This window comes from Mesobacillus sp. QJM3NY_10 (assembly GCF_056173465.1).
Genome location: NZ_CM149675.1, coordinates 1,752,007 through 1,766,212 on the forward strand (window position 1 = coordinate 1,752,007; position 14,206 = coordinate 1,766,212).

A 14,206-nucleotide genomic window follows, 5' to 3' on the forward strand; every position below is an offset into this window, starting at 1 on the left:
TATATATACTACTATTAGTACCTAGTCTTAATAGCTCGGGCGGTGTTAAATAAATGAAACGCAACAAAAGAGAACGGCAGTCAATGTTGACTGAGACGATAAAAGAAAATCCTTTTATAACAGATGAGGAACTGGCTGAAAAATTCACTGTCAGTATCCAGACTATAAGGCTGGATAGACTAGAACTATCTATTCCAGAACTTAGGGAAAGAATAAAGAACGTGGCAGAAAAACGTTTTGAAGATGAAGTCCGTTCATTGCCGCTTGAAGAAGTAATTGGAGAAATCATTGATATCGAACTTGACCAAAGTGCTATATCAATACTTGATATAAAAAGTGAACATGTATTTAGACGAAATAAAATCGCCCGGGGGCACCATTTGTTTGCGCAGGCGAATTCATTGGCGGTAGCAGTCATAAATGATGAATTGGCATTAACGGCTAAAGCGAATATCCAATTCACAAGATCGGTAAAAGAAGGTGAACGGGTAATAGCCAAAGTGAGAGTCGAAAAAATCGATGATGACAATGGCCGGACCCATGTAGAAGTGAAGAGTTATGTGAACAATGAGCTTGTTTTTAAAGGTGAATTTGAAATGTACCGTTCTAAAAATGAAAAGTAAGGGATGAAATGCGATGAGGCTAGCAGTAGATGCGATGGGCGGAGACAATGCACCAAAAGAAATCGTCCTCGGAGCAATGAAAGCTATAGAAAAATATAATGACATACATATCGTGCTTATCGGCGACGAGAGTAAAATCAGGGAGCATCTGACGAATGAAGAGAGGATTGAAATACATCATACAGAAGAAGTAATCCTCGGAACAGATGAACCTGTCAGAGCAGTGCGCCGAAAGAAAACAGCTTCTATGGTCCTTGCAGCCCAGCTAGTTGCAGACGGAAACGCAGATGCCTGCATTTCTGCCGGAAATACAGGGGCATTGATGGCTGCTGGTTTGTTCGTGGTTGGAAGAATAGAAGGGATCGAAAGGCCGGCACTTGCGCCGACTCTCCCTACAATTGGTGGAGAAGGCTTCCTTCTTCTTGATGTAGGAGCTAATGCTGACGCTAAGCCTGAACATCTCGTCCAATATGCGATCATGGGATCGATTTACAGCGAGAAGGCAAGAGGTATCACAAATCCGCGTGTTGGCCTGTTGAATATTGGCACAGAAGAAAAGAAGGGCAATGAGCTTGTACGTAACACGTATGAATTATTGAAGGATGCAGACATCAACTTCATAGGTAATGTGGAATCAAGGGACTTGCTGGATGGAGTAGCTGACGTTGTAGTGGCAGATGGCTTTACCGGAAATATGGTCCTGAAGACGATTGAAGGTACTGCAATGTCGGTGTTTAAAATGCTTAAATCAGCTTTGACTTCCAGTCTTAAAAGCAAGATGGCTGCCGCTGTTCTGAAGCCGGACCTGACAGTGCTCAAAAATAAGATGGATTACACGGAATATGGCGGTGCTGGTCTTTTCGGCCTTAAGGCTCCCGTAATCAAAGCTCATGGATCATCTGATGCAAATGCGGTGTTTAATTCGATCCGCCAGGCGAGAGAAATGGTTGAAAAGGATGTTTCCGGAACAATCAAAACTGCCGTAGAAAAATGATAAAGTGAAAAGTAATTGAAGCTATGATGAACATTAAATAACGAGTTAAAGGGGAATCTTTCATGGGGAAAATCGCGTTTTTGTTTCCAGGACAGGGATCGCAGACAGTTGGGATGGGACAGGCCCTTGCAGGTTCAGAACAATCAGTCTCAGAAACTTTTAAAAAAGCGGACGAGGTTCTGGGTGAAAGCTTAAGCAGCTTGATTTTTGAGGGACCGCAAGAAAAGCTGACGCTCACAACAAATGCTCAGCCTGCTCTTTTGACGACTAGTATTGCAATCTTGAATTATTTCAGCCAGTTTGGAATCAAGCCGGATTACACTGCCGGACATAGCCTGGGTGAATATTCTGCATTGGTCGCTTCTGGTGCTATCTCGTTCGAAGACGCAGTGTATGCAGTCCGTAAACGTGGTGAATTCATGGAAGAAGCTGTACCGAATGGAGAAGGAACCATGGCTGCTGTCCTCGGCATGGACCGGCAGAAGCTAATGGATGTAACCGAAACAGTTTCAGCAGGCGGAAAACCTGTTCAGCTAGCTAACTTGAATAGTCCAGGACAAATCGTAATTTCCGGTTCAAAAAGTGGTGTGGAAGAAGCTTCAGTAAAAGCAAAGGAAGCTGGGGCTAAACGGGTTATTCCTCTTGATGTCAGCGGTCCATTCCATTCAGCGTTAATGAAGCCGGCAGCAGAAAGATTTGAAGCTGTATTGGACAAAATTGCAATAAAGGATGCGACGGTCGCGGTGATTGGAAATGTAACTGCTGAACCGATGACAGAAGCTTCCGAGTTCAAAAAAAGACTAGTGGAACAACTTTATTCTCCGGTTCTATGGGAGGATTCAGTGTCGAAAATGCTGGAACTCGGCGTCGATACTTTTATCGAAATCGGCCCAGGTAAGGTTTTGTCAGGACTGGTTAAGAAAGTTGATCGCTCGGCAAAGACGTTCGCAATATATGACGCAGAAACTTGTGCAGCAGCCGTTGCTGCTCTGAAGGAGGAGAAGGAATGAGACTAGAAGGTAAGGTGGCGCTGGTAACAGGTGCATCACGTGGGATTGGGCGCGAAATTGCTTTAGAACTTGCCAGGGAAGGCGTGTCTGTTGCTGTCAACTATGCAGGCAGTGAAGCAAAAGCGCTTGAAGTGGTTGATGAGATCAAGGCGATGGGACGGGATGCTTTTGCCATCCAGGCAGATGTTTCCAACTCTGAATCAGTGACTGATATGGCCAAAGAAACAATCGAGCGTTTCGGAAAGATTGACATACTTGTTAACAATGCGGGTATAACAAAAGACAACCTATTGATGAGGATGAAAGAGTCCGAATGGGATGATGTAATCAATATCAATCTAAAAGGTGTCTTCTTGTGTACGAAAGCAGTTACAAGACAAATGATGAAGCAGAGAAGCGGCAGAATCATCAACATCTCTTCAATTGTAGGCGTCAGTGGGAATCCAGGTCAGGCAAACTATGTTGCTGCAAAGTCCGGAGTAATCGGCCTTACAAAAACAACCGCGAAGGAACTTTCGTCTAGAGGCATCACAGTGAACGCAGTAGCTCCAGGCTTTATTACGACAGACATGACCGATAAGTTAAACGAGGATGTAAAAACAGAAATGTTGAAGCAAATACCGTTAGCCCGTTTCGGAGAGCCTAAAGACATTGCAAGAACCGTCATATTCCTGGCATCCGAAGACAGTGCATATATGACAGGCCAAACCCTCCACGTAGATGGCGGCATGGTGATGTAGGATTTATTTGAAACTTTCCGGAAAGTTCTAAACGATAAGATCTCAAGGGTTTTATCCTAAGTTGGGCTCTGTTATAATCAACTTTTGATTTATAAAACCTGTTGATTGTAGTGGAAGGCGCGTAGACTCCTGCGGGATCAGCAAGTCCTGGGGAGACCCCGCAGGCGCATAAGCGCTGAGGAGGCTCCCCGACTGCCCGCGGAAAGCGAAGCGCCTGGAACGAAAATCAACAGACTAGTTTAACAGAGCCGTAATATTAAAAAGTTATTACAGCCATTTATTAATTAAATAAAATCAACTATAATGGCTTGAGGGGAGGTGAACAAGCATGGCAGACGTTTTAGAACGCGTAACAAAAATTATTGTTGACCGTTTGGGAGTAGAAGAATCTCAAGTAACTTTAGAGGCATCTTTTAAAGATGATCTTGGTGCTGATTCCCTTGATGTTGTTGAATTGGTTATGGAATTAGAGGACGAGTTCGACATGGAAATTTCTGATGATGATGCTGAAAAAATCGGTACAGTTGGTGACGCTGTTAACTACATAAATAGCCAAGTGTAATTGTTCGATTTACTAAGAAGCTCCGTTTTTATAAACGGGGCTTTCTTCTGTACATGGTCATCTCATGCTCGGCTGCCGGATTAGAACGTGTATAAGGCTATGGCGGTCATGAAGAAGAAGCATGTTTATCCGGCAAATGTTTTTATACGAAAAGCGACCATCCCCGCGAAAATAGCTTCTGTATAAAAAAACTCCCTATGTTTTCCTTATAATTAAGTAATCTGCTGGAATTAGTCCAAGTTTTTTTGCTTTATATACGTTATTTTTTGTAAACTGTTATTAGTCTGTATTGTTTTGTAAAATGCATAATCATTTCAAACAACAATTCATGCAATCGCAGCTTTAAATTATGAGCAAGGTGGAATAAATCATGCGCAACAATGGAAGAGAAAGAGAAAAAAAGAATATCCGCGCAAAGGAGCAGAAATTCAAAGAATTCCAGGATAATATTGGTATTCATTTTGATAGTGATAAGCTTTTAAAACAAGCTTTTACACATTCATCCTATGTGAATGAGCATCGCAGGAAGCCCCATGAAGATAATGAGAGGCTAGAGTTTCTTGGTGACGCTGTTTTGGAACTGACTGTATCCCAATTCTTGTATAAAAAGTATCCAATGATGAGTGAGGGAGAGCTTACAAAGCTGCGCGCAGCTGTAGTTTGTGAGCCATCGCTGGTGGCCTTTGCCAACGAGCTGAGCTTTGGTGAAATCGTATTGCTTGGCAAGGGGGAGGAAATGACTGGCGGAAGAACAAGGCCGGCTCTTTTGGCTGATGTCTTTGAGGCCTTCATCGGTGCCTTATACTTGGACAAGGGAATTGAAACAGTCACTACCTTTCTAGAGGAAATTGTGTTTCCGAAAATCAATGACGGTGCTTTTTCTCATGTGATGGATTTTAAGAGTCAGCTTCAGGAGCTCGTACAGCGGGATGGTGCAGGCTCACTTGAATACCGGATTATGAAGGAGATTGGTCCTGCGCACAGCCGTGAATTCGAATCCCGTGTCTTCCTTAATGAGCAAGAATTAGGAACAGGGACAGGGCGCTCGAAAAAGGAAGCGGAGCAGCATGCAGCCCAGATGGCACTTGAAAAATTGAAGTCCCATATGGAAGCGAACATGGAAGCGGACGATAAAAAGCAATAAGGTAAATAGCGATATTAACAGACAACTTAGAGAAATAGTTTAACTGGAAAGGGAGAGCCATATTGTTTTTAAAACGATTAGATGTGGTCGGCTTTAAATCGTTTGCCGAGAGAATTTCAGTAGAATTCGTTCCTGGTGTGACCGCTGTCGTAGGTCCTAATGGAAGCGGGAAAAGCAATATTACTGATTCCATCCGCTGGGTTTTAGGGGAACAATCAGCCAAGTCGCTCCGTGGCACAAAAATGGAAGATATCATCTTTGCAGGAAGTGATTCGCGGAAGCCGCTGAATTTTGCGGAAGTAACTTTAACCCTCGATAACGAAGATCAATCATTGCCGCTCGATTACAATGAAGTGAGCGTAACAAGGCGTGTCTACCGTTCAGGTGACAGTGAATATTTGATCAATAAACAGAACTGCAGACTTAAGGATATTGTTGATTTATTCATGGACTCCGGACTTGGCCGTGAAGCTTTCTCCATCATCAGTCAGGGCAGGGTTGAAGAAATTCTCAACAGCAAGCCGGAGGATCGCAGGACGATATTTGAAGAAGCTGCTGGTGTTCTTAAATATAAATCCCGGAAGAAAAAAGCAGAAAGTAAGCTTTTTGAAACGCAGGAGAACTTAAATCGTGTAACAGACATCATACACGAATTAGAAGGCCAGGTAGAGCCGTTGAAGATTCAGGCTTCGATTGCAAAGGATTATCTACAGCAAAAGGAAGAGCTTGAACAGATTGAAGTTGCGCTTACTGCTTATGAAATCGAAGACCTGCATGGCCGATGGGAACAGCTGTCCAAGCAGCTTGAACAGCATAAAGAAGATGAAATCAAGCAGTCTGCAGTCCTTCAGAAAAAAGAAGCAGAAATTGAAAAAATGAGAGACCAGCTTGCAGCGCTTGATGAATCGGTAAGCGACTTGCAGAACGTGCTCTTGCATGCCAGTGAGGAGCTTGAAAAGCTGGAAGGCAGAAGAGAAGTTCTAAAGGAACGAAAGAAGAACGCTTCACAGAACAAAGGTCAACTCGAAAAGAATATCGAGGAACTGACTTCTGCTGTTGCCTTGCTGGAAAAACACAAGGCTGAGTACCAAGAATCTGTAGCTGTATTATCAGCGGAAGCTTCTGCTCTTCAGAAAGAACTTCAGGAGAAACAAGAGCAACTAAAGCTTTACAGTGAAGATGTCGAGCTTAAGATCGATTCAATCAAAAGTGACTACATCGAGGTGCTGAACGAACAGGCCGGCGCTAAAAATGAAAAAATCTATATCGAACAACAGCTGCAGCAGCAAGCAGCCAAAGGGTCAAAGCTGGATAATGAAAATGATCGCTTTGTCTCGATTCGCGATGAAATCAATGAAAAGAAAGCAGAAATAGAGAAAAAGGTCGTTTCTTCTCAGCAGGAATTGGAGGAACAGGCAAGGATCTATTATGAAGAACAGAAGAAGCTTGAATCTTTTAAAAATAACTATGAGAAGCAAGAGAAAACACTCTATCAGGCATATCAGTACCTCCAGCAAGCTAAATCAAAGAAGGAAATGCTTGAAGAAATGGAAGAAGATTATTCTGGCTTTTTCCAGGGTGTAAAAGAAGTGCTGAAAGCCAGGGACACTCGCCTTCAGGGAATTGAAGGAGCGATTGCAGAATTAATCCATGTTCCTAAACAATATGAAACGGCAATTGAAACAGCTCTTGGCGGTGCAATGCAGCATATTGTTGTCCAAAACGAAGAGAATGCCAGAGCTGCAATTCAGTTTCTGAAGCAAAAATCCTTCGGCAGGGCAACCTTCTTACCTCTCAGCATCATCAAAGGCAAATATCTCGCCTCATCACAGCTCGCGCTTCTTTCAGGGAATAGTGCGTATATCGGCACTGCAGCTGATTTGATTCAATTCGATCAAAAGTATGCTGAAGTCGTAAAAAGCTTGCTTGGCAATGTTGTGATTGCCAGGGATTTAAAGGGTGCCAATGAAATTGCCAAAATGCTGCAATACCGCAGCAGAATCGTCACGCTTGATGGAGATGTGGTCAACCCTGGTGGGTCTATGACTGGAGGGGCAGTAAAACAAAAATCGAGTTCATTGCTTAGCCGTAAAGGCGAATTAGAAGAATTAACAAATAAGCTAGCTGATATGGAAGAAAAGACAAACTTGCTTGAATCGAAAGTGAAATCATTAAAGTCTGAAACACAATCCAGTGAAGCAAGGTTGGAAGAGTTGCGAAAAACTGGTGAAGAGCTCCGTTTTAAGCAGCAAAGCTTGAAGGGTGACTTGCGGGAAGTGGAGCTGGAACAAAAGAATATCAATGAACGCTTATCGGTATACGATTCCGAAAAGACCCAGCTCGACTCAGACAAGGAAAAGCTAGAATCCAGACTGGTTGAACTCGACGGCTTATTAGCTAAGTATCGGCAGGACCTTGTTCAATTTGATAAAGAAATAGTGCGTTTGACTGAGCTGAAGAACTCGAATTCTACTTCCAAGGATACTCTTATTTCGGAAATCAGTGAATTGAAGATCAGCCTGGCATCCAAGAGAGCTCAGCTTTCCCATGTGAAGGAAAAGCTGGATTCTGCAGTTTTACAGGCAGAAGAGCAGTCCAAAAAATTGGATATTCTTAAAGAAGATTTATCTCTTCTATCCTCTGAAATGACCGATAGCTCCTCCGGGGAAACGCAACTGGAGGAAGCTGCAAAAAGTAAGCTCCAGGATAAAAATGAAACGCTTAAGCTGATTTCTTCACGGAGAAATGACCGGCTTGACCTTCAGAATAAGCTGGAAGATCAGGAGTTAGAATCCAAGGAGCTTAGGAGATTGCTTAAGGGCATTAATGAAGTGCTCAAGGACGAAGAAGTGAAGCTGAACAGGCTTGATGTAGAATTGGACAATAAGCTTGCCCATCTTCGCGAAGAATACCTGCTTTCATTTGAAGCTGCAAAGGAACAGTATCCTTTGTTAATTCCTGCTGATGAGGCAAGAAGAAGAGTGAAGCTCATCAAAATGGCGATAGAGGAACTGGGAACGGTAAATCTAGGTGCGATTGAAGAATACGAGCGTGTATCTGAGCGTTATGAATTCCTGTTGGAGCAGAGGAATGATCTCCAGGAAGCAAAGGACACATTATTCCTTGTCATTGAGGAAATGGACCACGAGATGAAAAAACGATTTGAACATACATTCACTGCCATCCGCTCACACTTTGAGTCTGTGTTCCAGGCGTTGTTCGGTGGTGGAAGAGCGGACCTGCGGCTGACACAGCCTGAAGACCTGCTGAACACAGGGGTCGAAATTGTCGCCCAGCCTCCAGGAAAGAAGCTGCAAAACCTCGGGCTATTATCAGGCGGTGAGCGGGCGTTGACCGCGATTGCTTTATTGTTCTCCATCCTGAAGGTCCGTCCAGTACCATTCTGTATCCTTGATGAGGTTGAGGCTGCATTGGATGAAGCCAATGTATACCGTTTCGCTCAATACCTGAAGAAATACCGTGATGAAACACAATTTATCGTCATCACACACCGTAAGGGTACAATGGAGGAAGCAGATGTCCTATATGGTGTAACCATGCAGGAGTCAGGAGTATCCAAGCTGGTATCCGTCCGGCTTGAGGATTCAAAAGAACTAGTGAAAACATAAGTAAAACGCAATCACCTCGTTCCGTTTCGAGAAGTCAGGAGCTGCAATTGGTCCATTCTTGAAGCGGAACGAGATATTTTTGAATTAAGTAGGAAGGCGATGGAACCATGAGTTTTTTTAAGAAATTAAAAGAAAAGTTTTCGACACAGACTGAGAGTGTCACAGAGAAATTCCGAGATGGCTTGACGAAAACTAGGGATAATTTCTCTAACAAAGTGAATGATCTCGTATCACGATACCGGAAAGTGGATGAAGAATTTTTCGAAGAACTTGAAGAAATCTTGATCCAGGCAGATGTAGGCTTTGACACAGTAATGGAACTTGTCGAGGAGCTGAAAAAAGAGGTTAAGCGCCGCAACATTCAGGACACAAAAGATGTTCAGTCTGTTATTTCCGAGAAGCTAGTTGATATCTATGAGGCCGGAGCTGATGATGACTCCTTCCAGTTGAACATCCAGGAAGATGAGCTGACAGTCATTTTATTCGTCGGTGTCAATGGTGTCGGCAAAACAACGACAATCGGCAAATTAGCCCATAAATTCAAAAGTGAGGGAAAGACGGTCCTTCTTGCGGCAGGAGATACATTCCGCGCCGGTGCAATCGAACAGCTTGAAGTCTGGGGTGATCGCGTTGGTGTCGACGTCATCAAGCAGGCAGAAGGTTCTGACCCCGCTGCTGTTATGTATGATGCTGTCCAGTCTGCGAAGTCACGAAAGGCAGATATTCTAATTTGCGATACTGCCGGCAGATTGCAAAATAAGGTCAATCTCATGAAGGAGCTTGAGAAGGTAAAGCGGGTAATTGAGCGCGAGGTTCCGGGTGCTCCTCATGAAGTCCTGCTTGTGCTTGATGCAACGACTGGCCAGAACGCCCTGATACAGGCTAAAACCTTCAAAGAAGCAACTGATGTGAGCGGCATCGTCCTGACTAAGCTTGATGGAACGGCGAAAGGCGGAATTGTACTCGCGATCCGCAATGAGCTGAACATTCCGGTTAAATTTGTAGGACTAGGCGAAAAAATGGATGATCTCCAGGAATTTGATGCTGAAAGATATGTTTATGGACTGTTCGCTGACCTGGTTGAGGAAGAGGAAGCAGCCGAGGAATCTTGATATACCAACAAATCACTGTAAAGAACTTTTCTTGACAGGGAAGATGATCGTGTGTAAACTCTTAATGTAAAGGTATTTCACTTAACATGGGGGAATTCACATGCTTGAGAAAACGAACCGCATGAATTATTTGTATGACTTTTATCAGGCATTGCTTACTCCAAAACAAAGCAGTTATATGGCTCTATACTATCTTGATGACTATTCGCTCGGGGAAATTGCTGAAGAGTATGATGTTAGCCGGCAGGCTGTATACGACAACATCAAACGGACGGAAGCGATGCTTGAGGAGTACGAAGAGAAGCTGTTGTTGTTCGAGAAATTCCAGAAAAGAAGTGAGCTTATTTCAAAAATGAAAGAGTTTATGGACAATGGAGAAAACAACCACGATTTTAATGAAATGATAGCCGAGCTTGAGAAATTAGACTAGGGAGGCACATTATATGGCATTTGAAGGATTGGCCGACCGACTGCAAAATACGATGCAAAAAATCCGCGGAAAAGGCAAGGTATCTGAAGCGGATGTAAAAGAAATGATGCGAGAGGTCCGTCTGGCTCTACTTGAGGCTGACGTTAACTTTAAAGTTGTAAAAGACTTCGTTAAGAAAGTCACTGAAAGGGCAGTTGGCCAGGAGGTTGTAAAAAGCCTGACGCCGGGCCAGCAGGTCATCAAGGTTGTTAAAGAGGAACTCACCGAGTTAATGGGTGGCGAGCAAAGCAAGATTGCTGCTGCAAATCGCCCGCCGACAGTCATCATGATGGTCGGACTTCAAGGTGCAGGTAAAACGACTACAACCGGAAAGCTTGCGAATCTCCTGCGTAAAAAATACAACCGTAAGCCATTGCTTGTAGCGGCGGATATCTATCGTCCAGCTGCCATCAAGCAGCTTGAGACGCTCGGCAAGCAATTGAGCATGCCAGTTTTCTCACTTGGAGACCAGGTCAGCCCTGTTGAAATCGCAAAGCAGGCAATTGCCAAAGCGAAGGAAGACCATAATGACTATGTTCTGATCGATACAGCTGGTCGTCTTCATGTTGATGAAAACTTGATGGATGAGCTTAAGCAGATCAAGGAGCTTTCAAAGCCTGATGAGATCTTCCTTGTCGTCGACGCGATGACAGGACAGGATGCCGTCAATGTTGCCCAGAGCTTCAATGAACAGTTAGGCTTGACTGGTGTCGTCCTGACAAAGCTAGACGGTGATACACGAGGCGGTGCCGCGCTGTCAATCCGCGCTGTTACCAATACTCCAATCAAATTTGTCGGTCTCGGTGAAAAGCTTGATGCTCTAGAGGCTTTCCACCCTGAAAGAATGGCTTCAAGAATTCTCGGTATGGGTGATGTCTTAACGCTAATCGAGAAGGCCCAGGCAAACGTCGATGAAGAAAAAGCGAAAGAGCTCGAGAAGAAAATGCGTACAGCATCATTTACCCTTGATGACTTCCTGGACCAGCTTGGCCAGGTAAGGAAGATGGGACCGTTGGATGAGATCCTAAAAATGATGCCGGGTGCGAATAAAATCAAGGGCATGAACAATCTTCAAATCGATGAAAAACAGATTTCGCATGTTGAGGCGATCATTCAGTCTATGACAGCAAACGAAAAGACTCATCCGGAAATCATCAACGCCAACAGGCGGAAACGGATTGCAAAGGGAAGCGGAACATCCATACAGGAAGTCAACCGTCTGCTTAAGCAGTTTGAAGATATGAAAAAGATGATGAAACAGATGACGAACATGCAGCAAAAAGGCAAGAAAAAAGGCGGTTTCAAGATGCCGTTCAATCCTTTTTAACTTGTAAATTCAGGAATTTTCAGTCTGTAAAGAAAAAACCCTTTACAAGCTGTTTTCAATTTGATATTATTCTATCTTGTGTGAAACTATTCGGAGGTGCTTATTTAAAATGGCAGTAAAAATTCGTTTAAAGCGTATGGGAGCTAAAAAGTCTCCTTTCTATCGTATTGTAGTAGCTGATTCCCGTTCACCACGTGACGGTCGTTACATCGAGTCTATTGGAACTTACAACCCGGTTGCTCAACCAGCGAAGGTTGAACTTAACGAAGAGTTAGTTCTTAAGTGGTTGAACGACGGTGCAAAACCATCTGATACAGTGCGTAACTTGTTCTCTAAGCAAGGTATCATGGAAAAATTCCACAACGCTAAGCTAAGCAAGTAATTGTGGACACGCCCATGAAAGAATTAATCGAGACGATCGTGAAGCCACTTGTTGATTTTCCTGAAGATGTCCATGTAAATGAACATGAAGAGGATCAGCGCGTTACCTATAAGCTTTCCGTCAACAAAAGTGATATGGGCAAAGTAATTGGTAAGCAGGGACGCGTTGCAAAGGCGATTCGAACAGTAGTCTATGCAGCAGGTTCATCACAGCAAAAGAAGATTTTCTTGGAAATCGTCGAATAACAATCAGATACGATAATACAATATGATTGTTTGAAAAGGGAGGGGTAACCCTCCTTTTTTCTATTTGTAGAAATTAAGGTATAATAGATACTTGGAATAATGATAAGTATTAAGATGCAATTGTAATCTGGAACCAGCCTTGAGAAAGGTCTGGAACCTGTCTTGCAAAAGGTCAGGAACCAACATTGAAAAGGTCTGGAAAAACCAGCTCGGAAAAGGTCTGGAAAATAATGCTGTGATAAGGTTGGCTTTAAGGAGGAAATGCTTTGAAGGTACTGCAAACCATCATTGTCAAACAGGTGCTGACAGAAGAAAGCAAGGAAAGAATCCACCAAAAATATCACTCCAGAAAGCTTCAGCTGCAGAAAGAATGCGATCAACTTAGATTTGAATTGAAGAAGCTGGAAAAATCCAGGAAGTTTCCGCCTGAAACATTGAAGAAGCATTTTGAACAAGAAATTAAAGTCCATAAAGAAAAAATCAAGCTCCTGGATTTTCAAATAGAACAACTACATATTCTTCCGCTTGGGAGTGAAATTAAAGAAACGGAGTTGCAGGGTGTCGTCGAAGTAAGTGTAGGTGACCAATGGGATGAGTTTCTTTCAGGAAAGACTATTATTGTGAAAGATGGCATTGTGGCCGAAATTCGCGAGAGGTGATTGAGCAATGGAAAAGTATTTTAATGTCGGAAAAATTGTAAATACACATGGGATACGCGGGGAAGTTAGGGTGATATCCAGGACTGACTTTCCTGAGGAACGCTACAAGATAGGGAATTCTTTACTTTTATTCATGCCTGGTTCAAAGGATCCGGAGGAATTGGTAGTGAAAAGCCATAGGACTCACAAGAATTTCAACCTGCTGACCTTTGAAGGTTTCGAAAATGTCAACGAGGTAGAAAGAATGAAGGGTGGCATCCTCAAGGTTCCAGAAACGCAGCGAGGTGAGCTGGAGGAAGGTGAGTTCTATTTCCAGGATGTTATCGGCTGTAACATGGTAACAACGGAAGGTGAAGAACTAGGCAAGGTAATCGAAATCCTAACTCCCGGTGCCAATGATGTCTGGGTTGTCAAAGGAGCAAATGGAAAGGAACTCTTGATTCCTTATATCGAGGACATAGTGAAAAAAGTCGACGTCAAGGAAAAGCATATTGTAATTGAGCCGATGGAAGGGCTCCTTTCATGATGAATATCGATGTCCTGTCTATTTTTCCAGAAATGTTTGAGGGTGTGTTCGGCTCTTCAATCCTGAAAAAGGCTGCTGAAAAAGGGGCAGCCGGGTACAATGTCGTCAATTTTCGGGACTTTGCCGATAACAAACACCAGACGGTGGATGACTATCCATATGGCGGCGGTGCTGGCATGGTGTTAAAGCCTCAGCCGATTTTTGATGCTGTGAGTGATTTGAAAGAGCGCGCAAAAAGCACTTCCCCGAGAGTGATCCTCATGTGCCCTCAGGGTGAACGGTATACACAGAAGAAAGCGGAAGAACTGGCAAAGGAAGAACATTTGATTTTTATCTGCGGCCATTATGAGGGATATGATGAGCGGATCCGTGAACATGTCATCACCGATGAGATTTCGATCGGAGATTATGTGCTGACCGGCGGAGAGCTTGGAGCGATGGTCGTCATTGACAGTGTCGTGCGCCTGCTTCCAGGTGTACTGGGCAGCGAAGAGTCGCATATCCAGGATTCCTTCAGCACCGGCCTGCTCGAGCATCCCCACTATACAAGACCCGCTGACTTTCGCGGATTAAAGGTCCCTGATGTTTTGGTTTCCGGGAACCATAAACTGATTGATGAGTGGCGGATGAAAGAAAGCCTTAGAAGGACCGTGCAGCGAAGGCCCGATCTTCTCGAAGAAGCAGAGCTGACAGAGCAGCAGAAAAAATGGCTTGGTGAACTGATAAAACTTAATGAATAATATTGCAGTCAGGCCCTGTTTATGTTAAGATATTTCTTGTGGCT

At 43.7% G+C, this 14,206-nt stretch carries 15 protein-coding genes; all 15 read left to right on the forward strand.

The window, feature by feature from the left end:
* Positions 1 to 53 precede the first annotated feature (53 nt).
* The 15 genes from fapR to trmD all read left to right on the forward strand — a co-directional run bounded on the left by fapR (position 54) and on the right by trmD (position 14,162).
* On the forward strand, positions 54 to 623 hold the full coding sequence (gene fapR, locus AC0VX7_RS08675; protein WP_475427491.1) for a transcription factor FapR: 570 nt from the start codon (positions 54 to 56) through the stop codon (positions 621 to 623).
* A 13-nt stretch (positions 624 to 636) separates the two neighbouring features.
* Positions 637 to 1,617, forward strand: coding sequence for a phosphate acyltransferase PlsX (plsX, locus tag AC0VX7_RS08680; protein WP_475427492.1), 981 nt, complete (start codon positions 637 to 639; stop codon positions 1,615 to 1,617).
* Between the two features lie 62 nt (positions 1,618 to 1,679).
* Positions 1,680 to 2,627, forward strand: coding sequence for an ACP S-malonyltransferase (gene fabD / locus AC0VX7_RS08685; protein ID WP_215031766.1), 948 nt, complete (start codon positions 1,680 to 1,682; stop codon positions 2,625 to 2,627).
* Complete coding sequence (fabG, locus tag AC0VX7_RS08690; RefSeq protein ID WP_475427493.1) at positions 2,624 to 3,367, forward strand: 3-oxoacyl-[acyl-carrier-protein] reductase; 744 nt, start codon at positions 2,624 to 2,626, stop codon at positions 3,365 to 3,367. Before fabD ends, fabG begins: the two co-directional genes overlap by 4 nt.
* A gap of 328 nt (positions 3,368 to 3,695) precedes the next feature.
* Positions 3,696 to 3,929, forward strand: coding sequence for an acyl carrier protein (locus AC0VX7_RS08695; protein WP_041964501.1), 234 nt, complete (start codon positions 3,696 to 3,698; stop codon positions 3,927 to 3,929).
* A 370-nt stretch (positions 3,930 to 4,299) separates the two neighbouring features.
* Positions 4,300 to 5,073 carry a ribonuclease III gene (gene rnc / locus AC0VX7_RS08700; protein WP_475427494.1) on the forward strand — a complete coding sequence of 258 codons (774 nt, stop codon included), beginning with the start codon at positions 4,300 to 4,302 and terminating at the stop codon, positions 5,071 to 5,073.
* A gap of 62 nt (positions 5,074 to 5,135) precedes the next feature.
* On the forward strand, positions 5,136 to 8,702 hold the full coding sequence (gene smc, locus AC0VX7_RS08705) for a chromosome segregation protein SMC (RefSeq protein ID WP_475427495.1): 3,567 nt from the start codon (positions 5,136 to 5,138) through the stop codon (positions 8,700 to 8,702).
* A 107-nt stretch (positions 8,703 to 8,809) separates the two neighbouring features.
* The gene (gene ftsY / locus AC0VX7_RS08710; protein ID WP_475427496.1) at positions 8,810 to 9,814 is read left to right on the forward strand and encodes a signal recognition particle-docking protein FtsY; all 1,005 of its coding nucleotides are present in this window, start codon (positions 8,810 to 8,812) and stop codon (positions 9,812 to 9,814) included.
* A gap of 100 nt (positions 9,815 to 9,914) precedes the next feature.
* Positions 9,915 to 10,244, forward strand: coding sequence for a putative DNA-binding protein (locus tag AC0VX7_RS08715; RefSeq protein WP_215031751.1), 330 nt, complete (start codon positions 9,915 to 9,917; stop codon positions 10,242 to 10,244).
* Positions 10,245 to 10,257: 13 nt separating this feature from the next.
* Positions 10,258 to 11,610, forward strand: a complete 1,353-nt coding sequence (ffh, locus tag AC0VX7_RS08720; RefSeq protein WP_041964496.1) for a signal recognition particle protein — start codon at positions 10,258 to 10,260, stop codon at positions 11,608 to 11,610.
* 109 nt (positions 11,611 to 11,719) lie between these two features.
* Positions 11,720 to 11,992 carry a 30S ribosomal protein S16 gene (rpsP, locus tag AC0VX7_RS08725; protein WP_041964495.1) on the forward strand — a complete coding sequence of 91 codons (273 nt, stop codon included), beginning with the start codon at positions 11,720 to 11,722 and terminating at the stop codon, positions 11,990 to 11,992.
* Positions 11,993 to 12,006: 14 nt separating this feature from the next.
* Positions 12,007 to 12,237: a KH domain-containing protein gene (locus AC0VX7_RS08730; RefSeq protein WP_023614919.1), complete on the forward strand. Its 231-nt coding sequence runs from the start codon at positions 12,007 to 12,009 to the stop codon at positions 12,235 to 12,237.
* Between the two features lie 266 nt (positions 12,238 to 12,503).
* Positions 12,504 to 12,896 carry a YlqD family protein gene (locus AC0VX7_RS08735; RefSeq protein ID WP_475427497.1) on the forward strand — a complete coding sequence of 131 codons (393 nt, stop codon included), beginning with the start codon at positions 12,504 to 12,506 and terminating at the stop codon, positions 12,894 to 12,896.
* Positions 12,897 to 12,903: 7 nt separating this feature from the next.
* Positions 12,904 to 13,422 (forward strand): ribosome maturation factor RimM, encoded by a 519-nt coding sequence (rimM, locus tag AC0VX7_RS08740; RefSeq protein WP_475427498.1) that lies wholly within the window; start codon positions 12,904 to 12,906, stop codon positions 13,420 to 13,422.
* The gene (gene trmD / locus AC0VX7_RS08745; RefSeq protein ID WP_475428112.1) at positions 13,422 to 14,162 is read left to right on the forward strand and encodes a tRNA (guanosine(37)-N1)-methyltransferase TrmD; all 741 of its coding nucleotides are present in this window, start codon (positions 13,422 to 13,424) and stop codon (positions 14,160 to 14,162) included. Before rimM ends, trmD begins: the two co-directional genes overlap by 1 nt.
* Positions 14,163 to 14,206: the final 44 nt, after the last annotated feature.

Excerpts from the sequence above, each read along its gene's own strand:
- fapR (WP_475427491.1), top strand. The coding sequence starts at position 54 with ATGAAACGCAACAAAAGAGAACGGCAGTCAATGTTGACTGAGACGATA.
- plsX (WP_475427492.1), top strand. The coding sequence starts at position 637 with ATGAGGCTAGCAGTAGATGCGATGGGCGGAGACAATGCACCAAAAGAA.
- fabD (WP_215031766.1), top strand. The coding sequence starts at position 1,680 with ATGGGGAAAATCGCGTTTTTGTTTCCAGGACAGGGATCGCAGACAGTT.
- fabG (WP_475427493.1), top strand. The coding sequence starts at position 2,624 with ATGAGACTAGAAGGTAAGGTGGCGCTGGTAACAGGTGCATCACGTGGG.
- AC0VX7_RS08695 (WP_041964501.1), top strand. The coding sequence starts at position 3,696 with ATGGCAGACGTTTTAGAACGCGTAACAAAAATTATTGTTGACCGTTTG.
- rnc (WP_475427494.1), top strand. The coding sequence starts at position 4,300 with ATGCGCAACAATGGAAGAGAAAGAGAAAAAAAGAATATCCGCGCAAAG.
- ftsY (WP_475427496.1), top strand. The coding sequence starts at position 8,810 with ATGAGTTTTTTTAAGAAATTAAAAGAAAAGTTTTCGACACAGACTGAG.
- AC0VX7_RS08715 (WP_215031751.1), top strand. The coding sequence starts at position 9,915 with ATGCTTGAGAAAACGAACCGCATGAATTATTTGTATGACTTTTATCAG.
- ffh (WP_041964496.1), top strand. The coding sequence starts at position 10,258 with ATGGCATTTGAAGGATTGGCCGACCGACTGCAAAATACGATGCAAAAA.
- rpsP (WP_041964495.1), top strand. The coding sequence starts at position 11,720 with ATGGCAGTAAAAATTCGTTTAAAGCGTATGGGAGCTAAAAAGTCTCCT.
- AC0VX7_RS08730 (WP_023614919.1), top strand. The coding sequence starts at position 12,007 with ATGAAAGAATTAATCGAGACGATCGTGAAGCCACTTGTTGATTTTCCT.
- rimM (WP_475427498.1), top strand. The coding sequence starts at position 12,904 with ATGGAAAAGTATTTTAATGTCGGAAAAATTGTAAATACACATGGGATA.
- trmD (WP_475428112.1), top strand. The coding sequence starts at position 13,422 with ATGAATATCGATGTCCTGTCTATTTTTCCAGAAATGTTTGAGGGTGTG.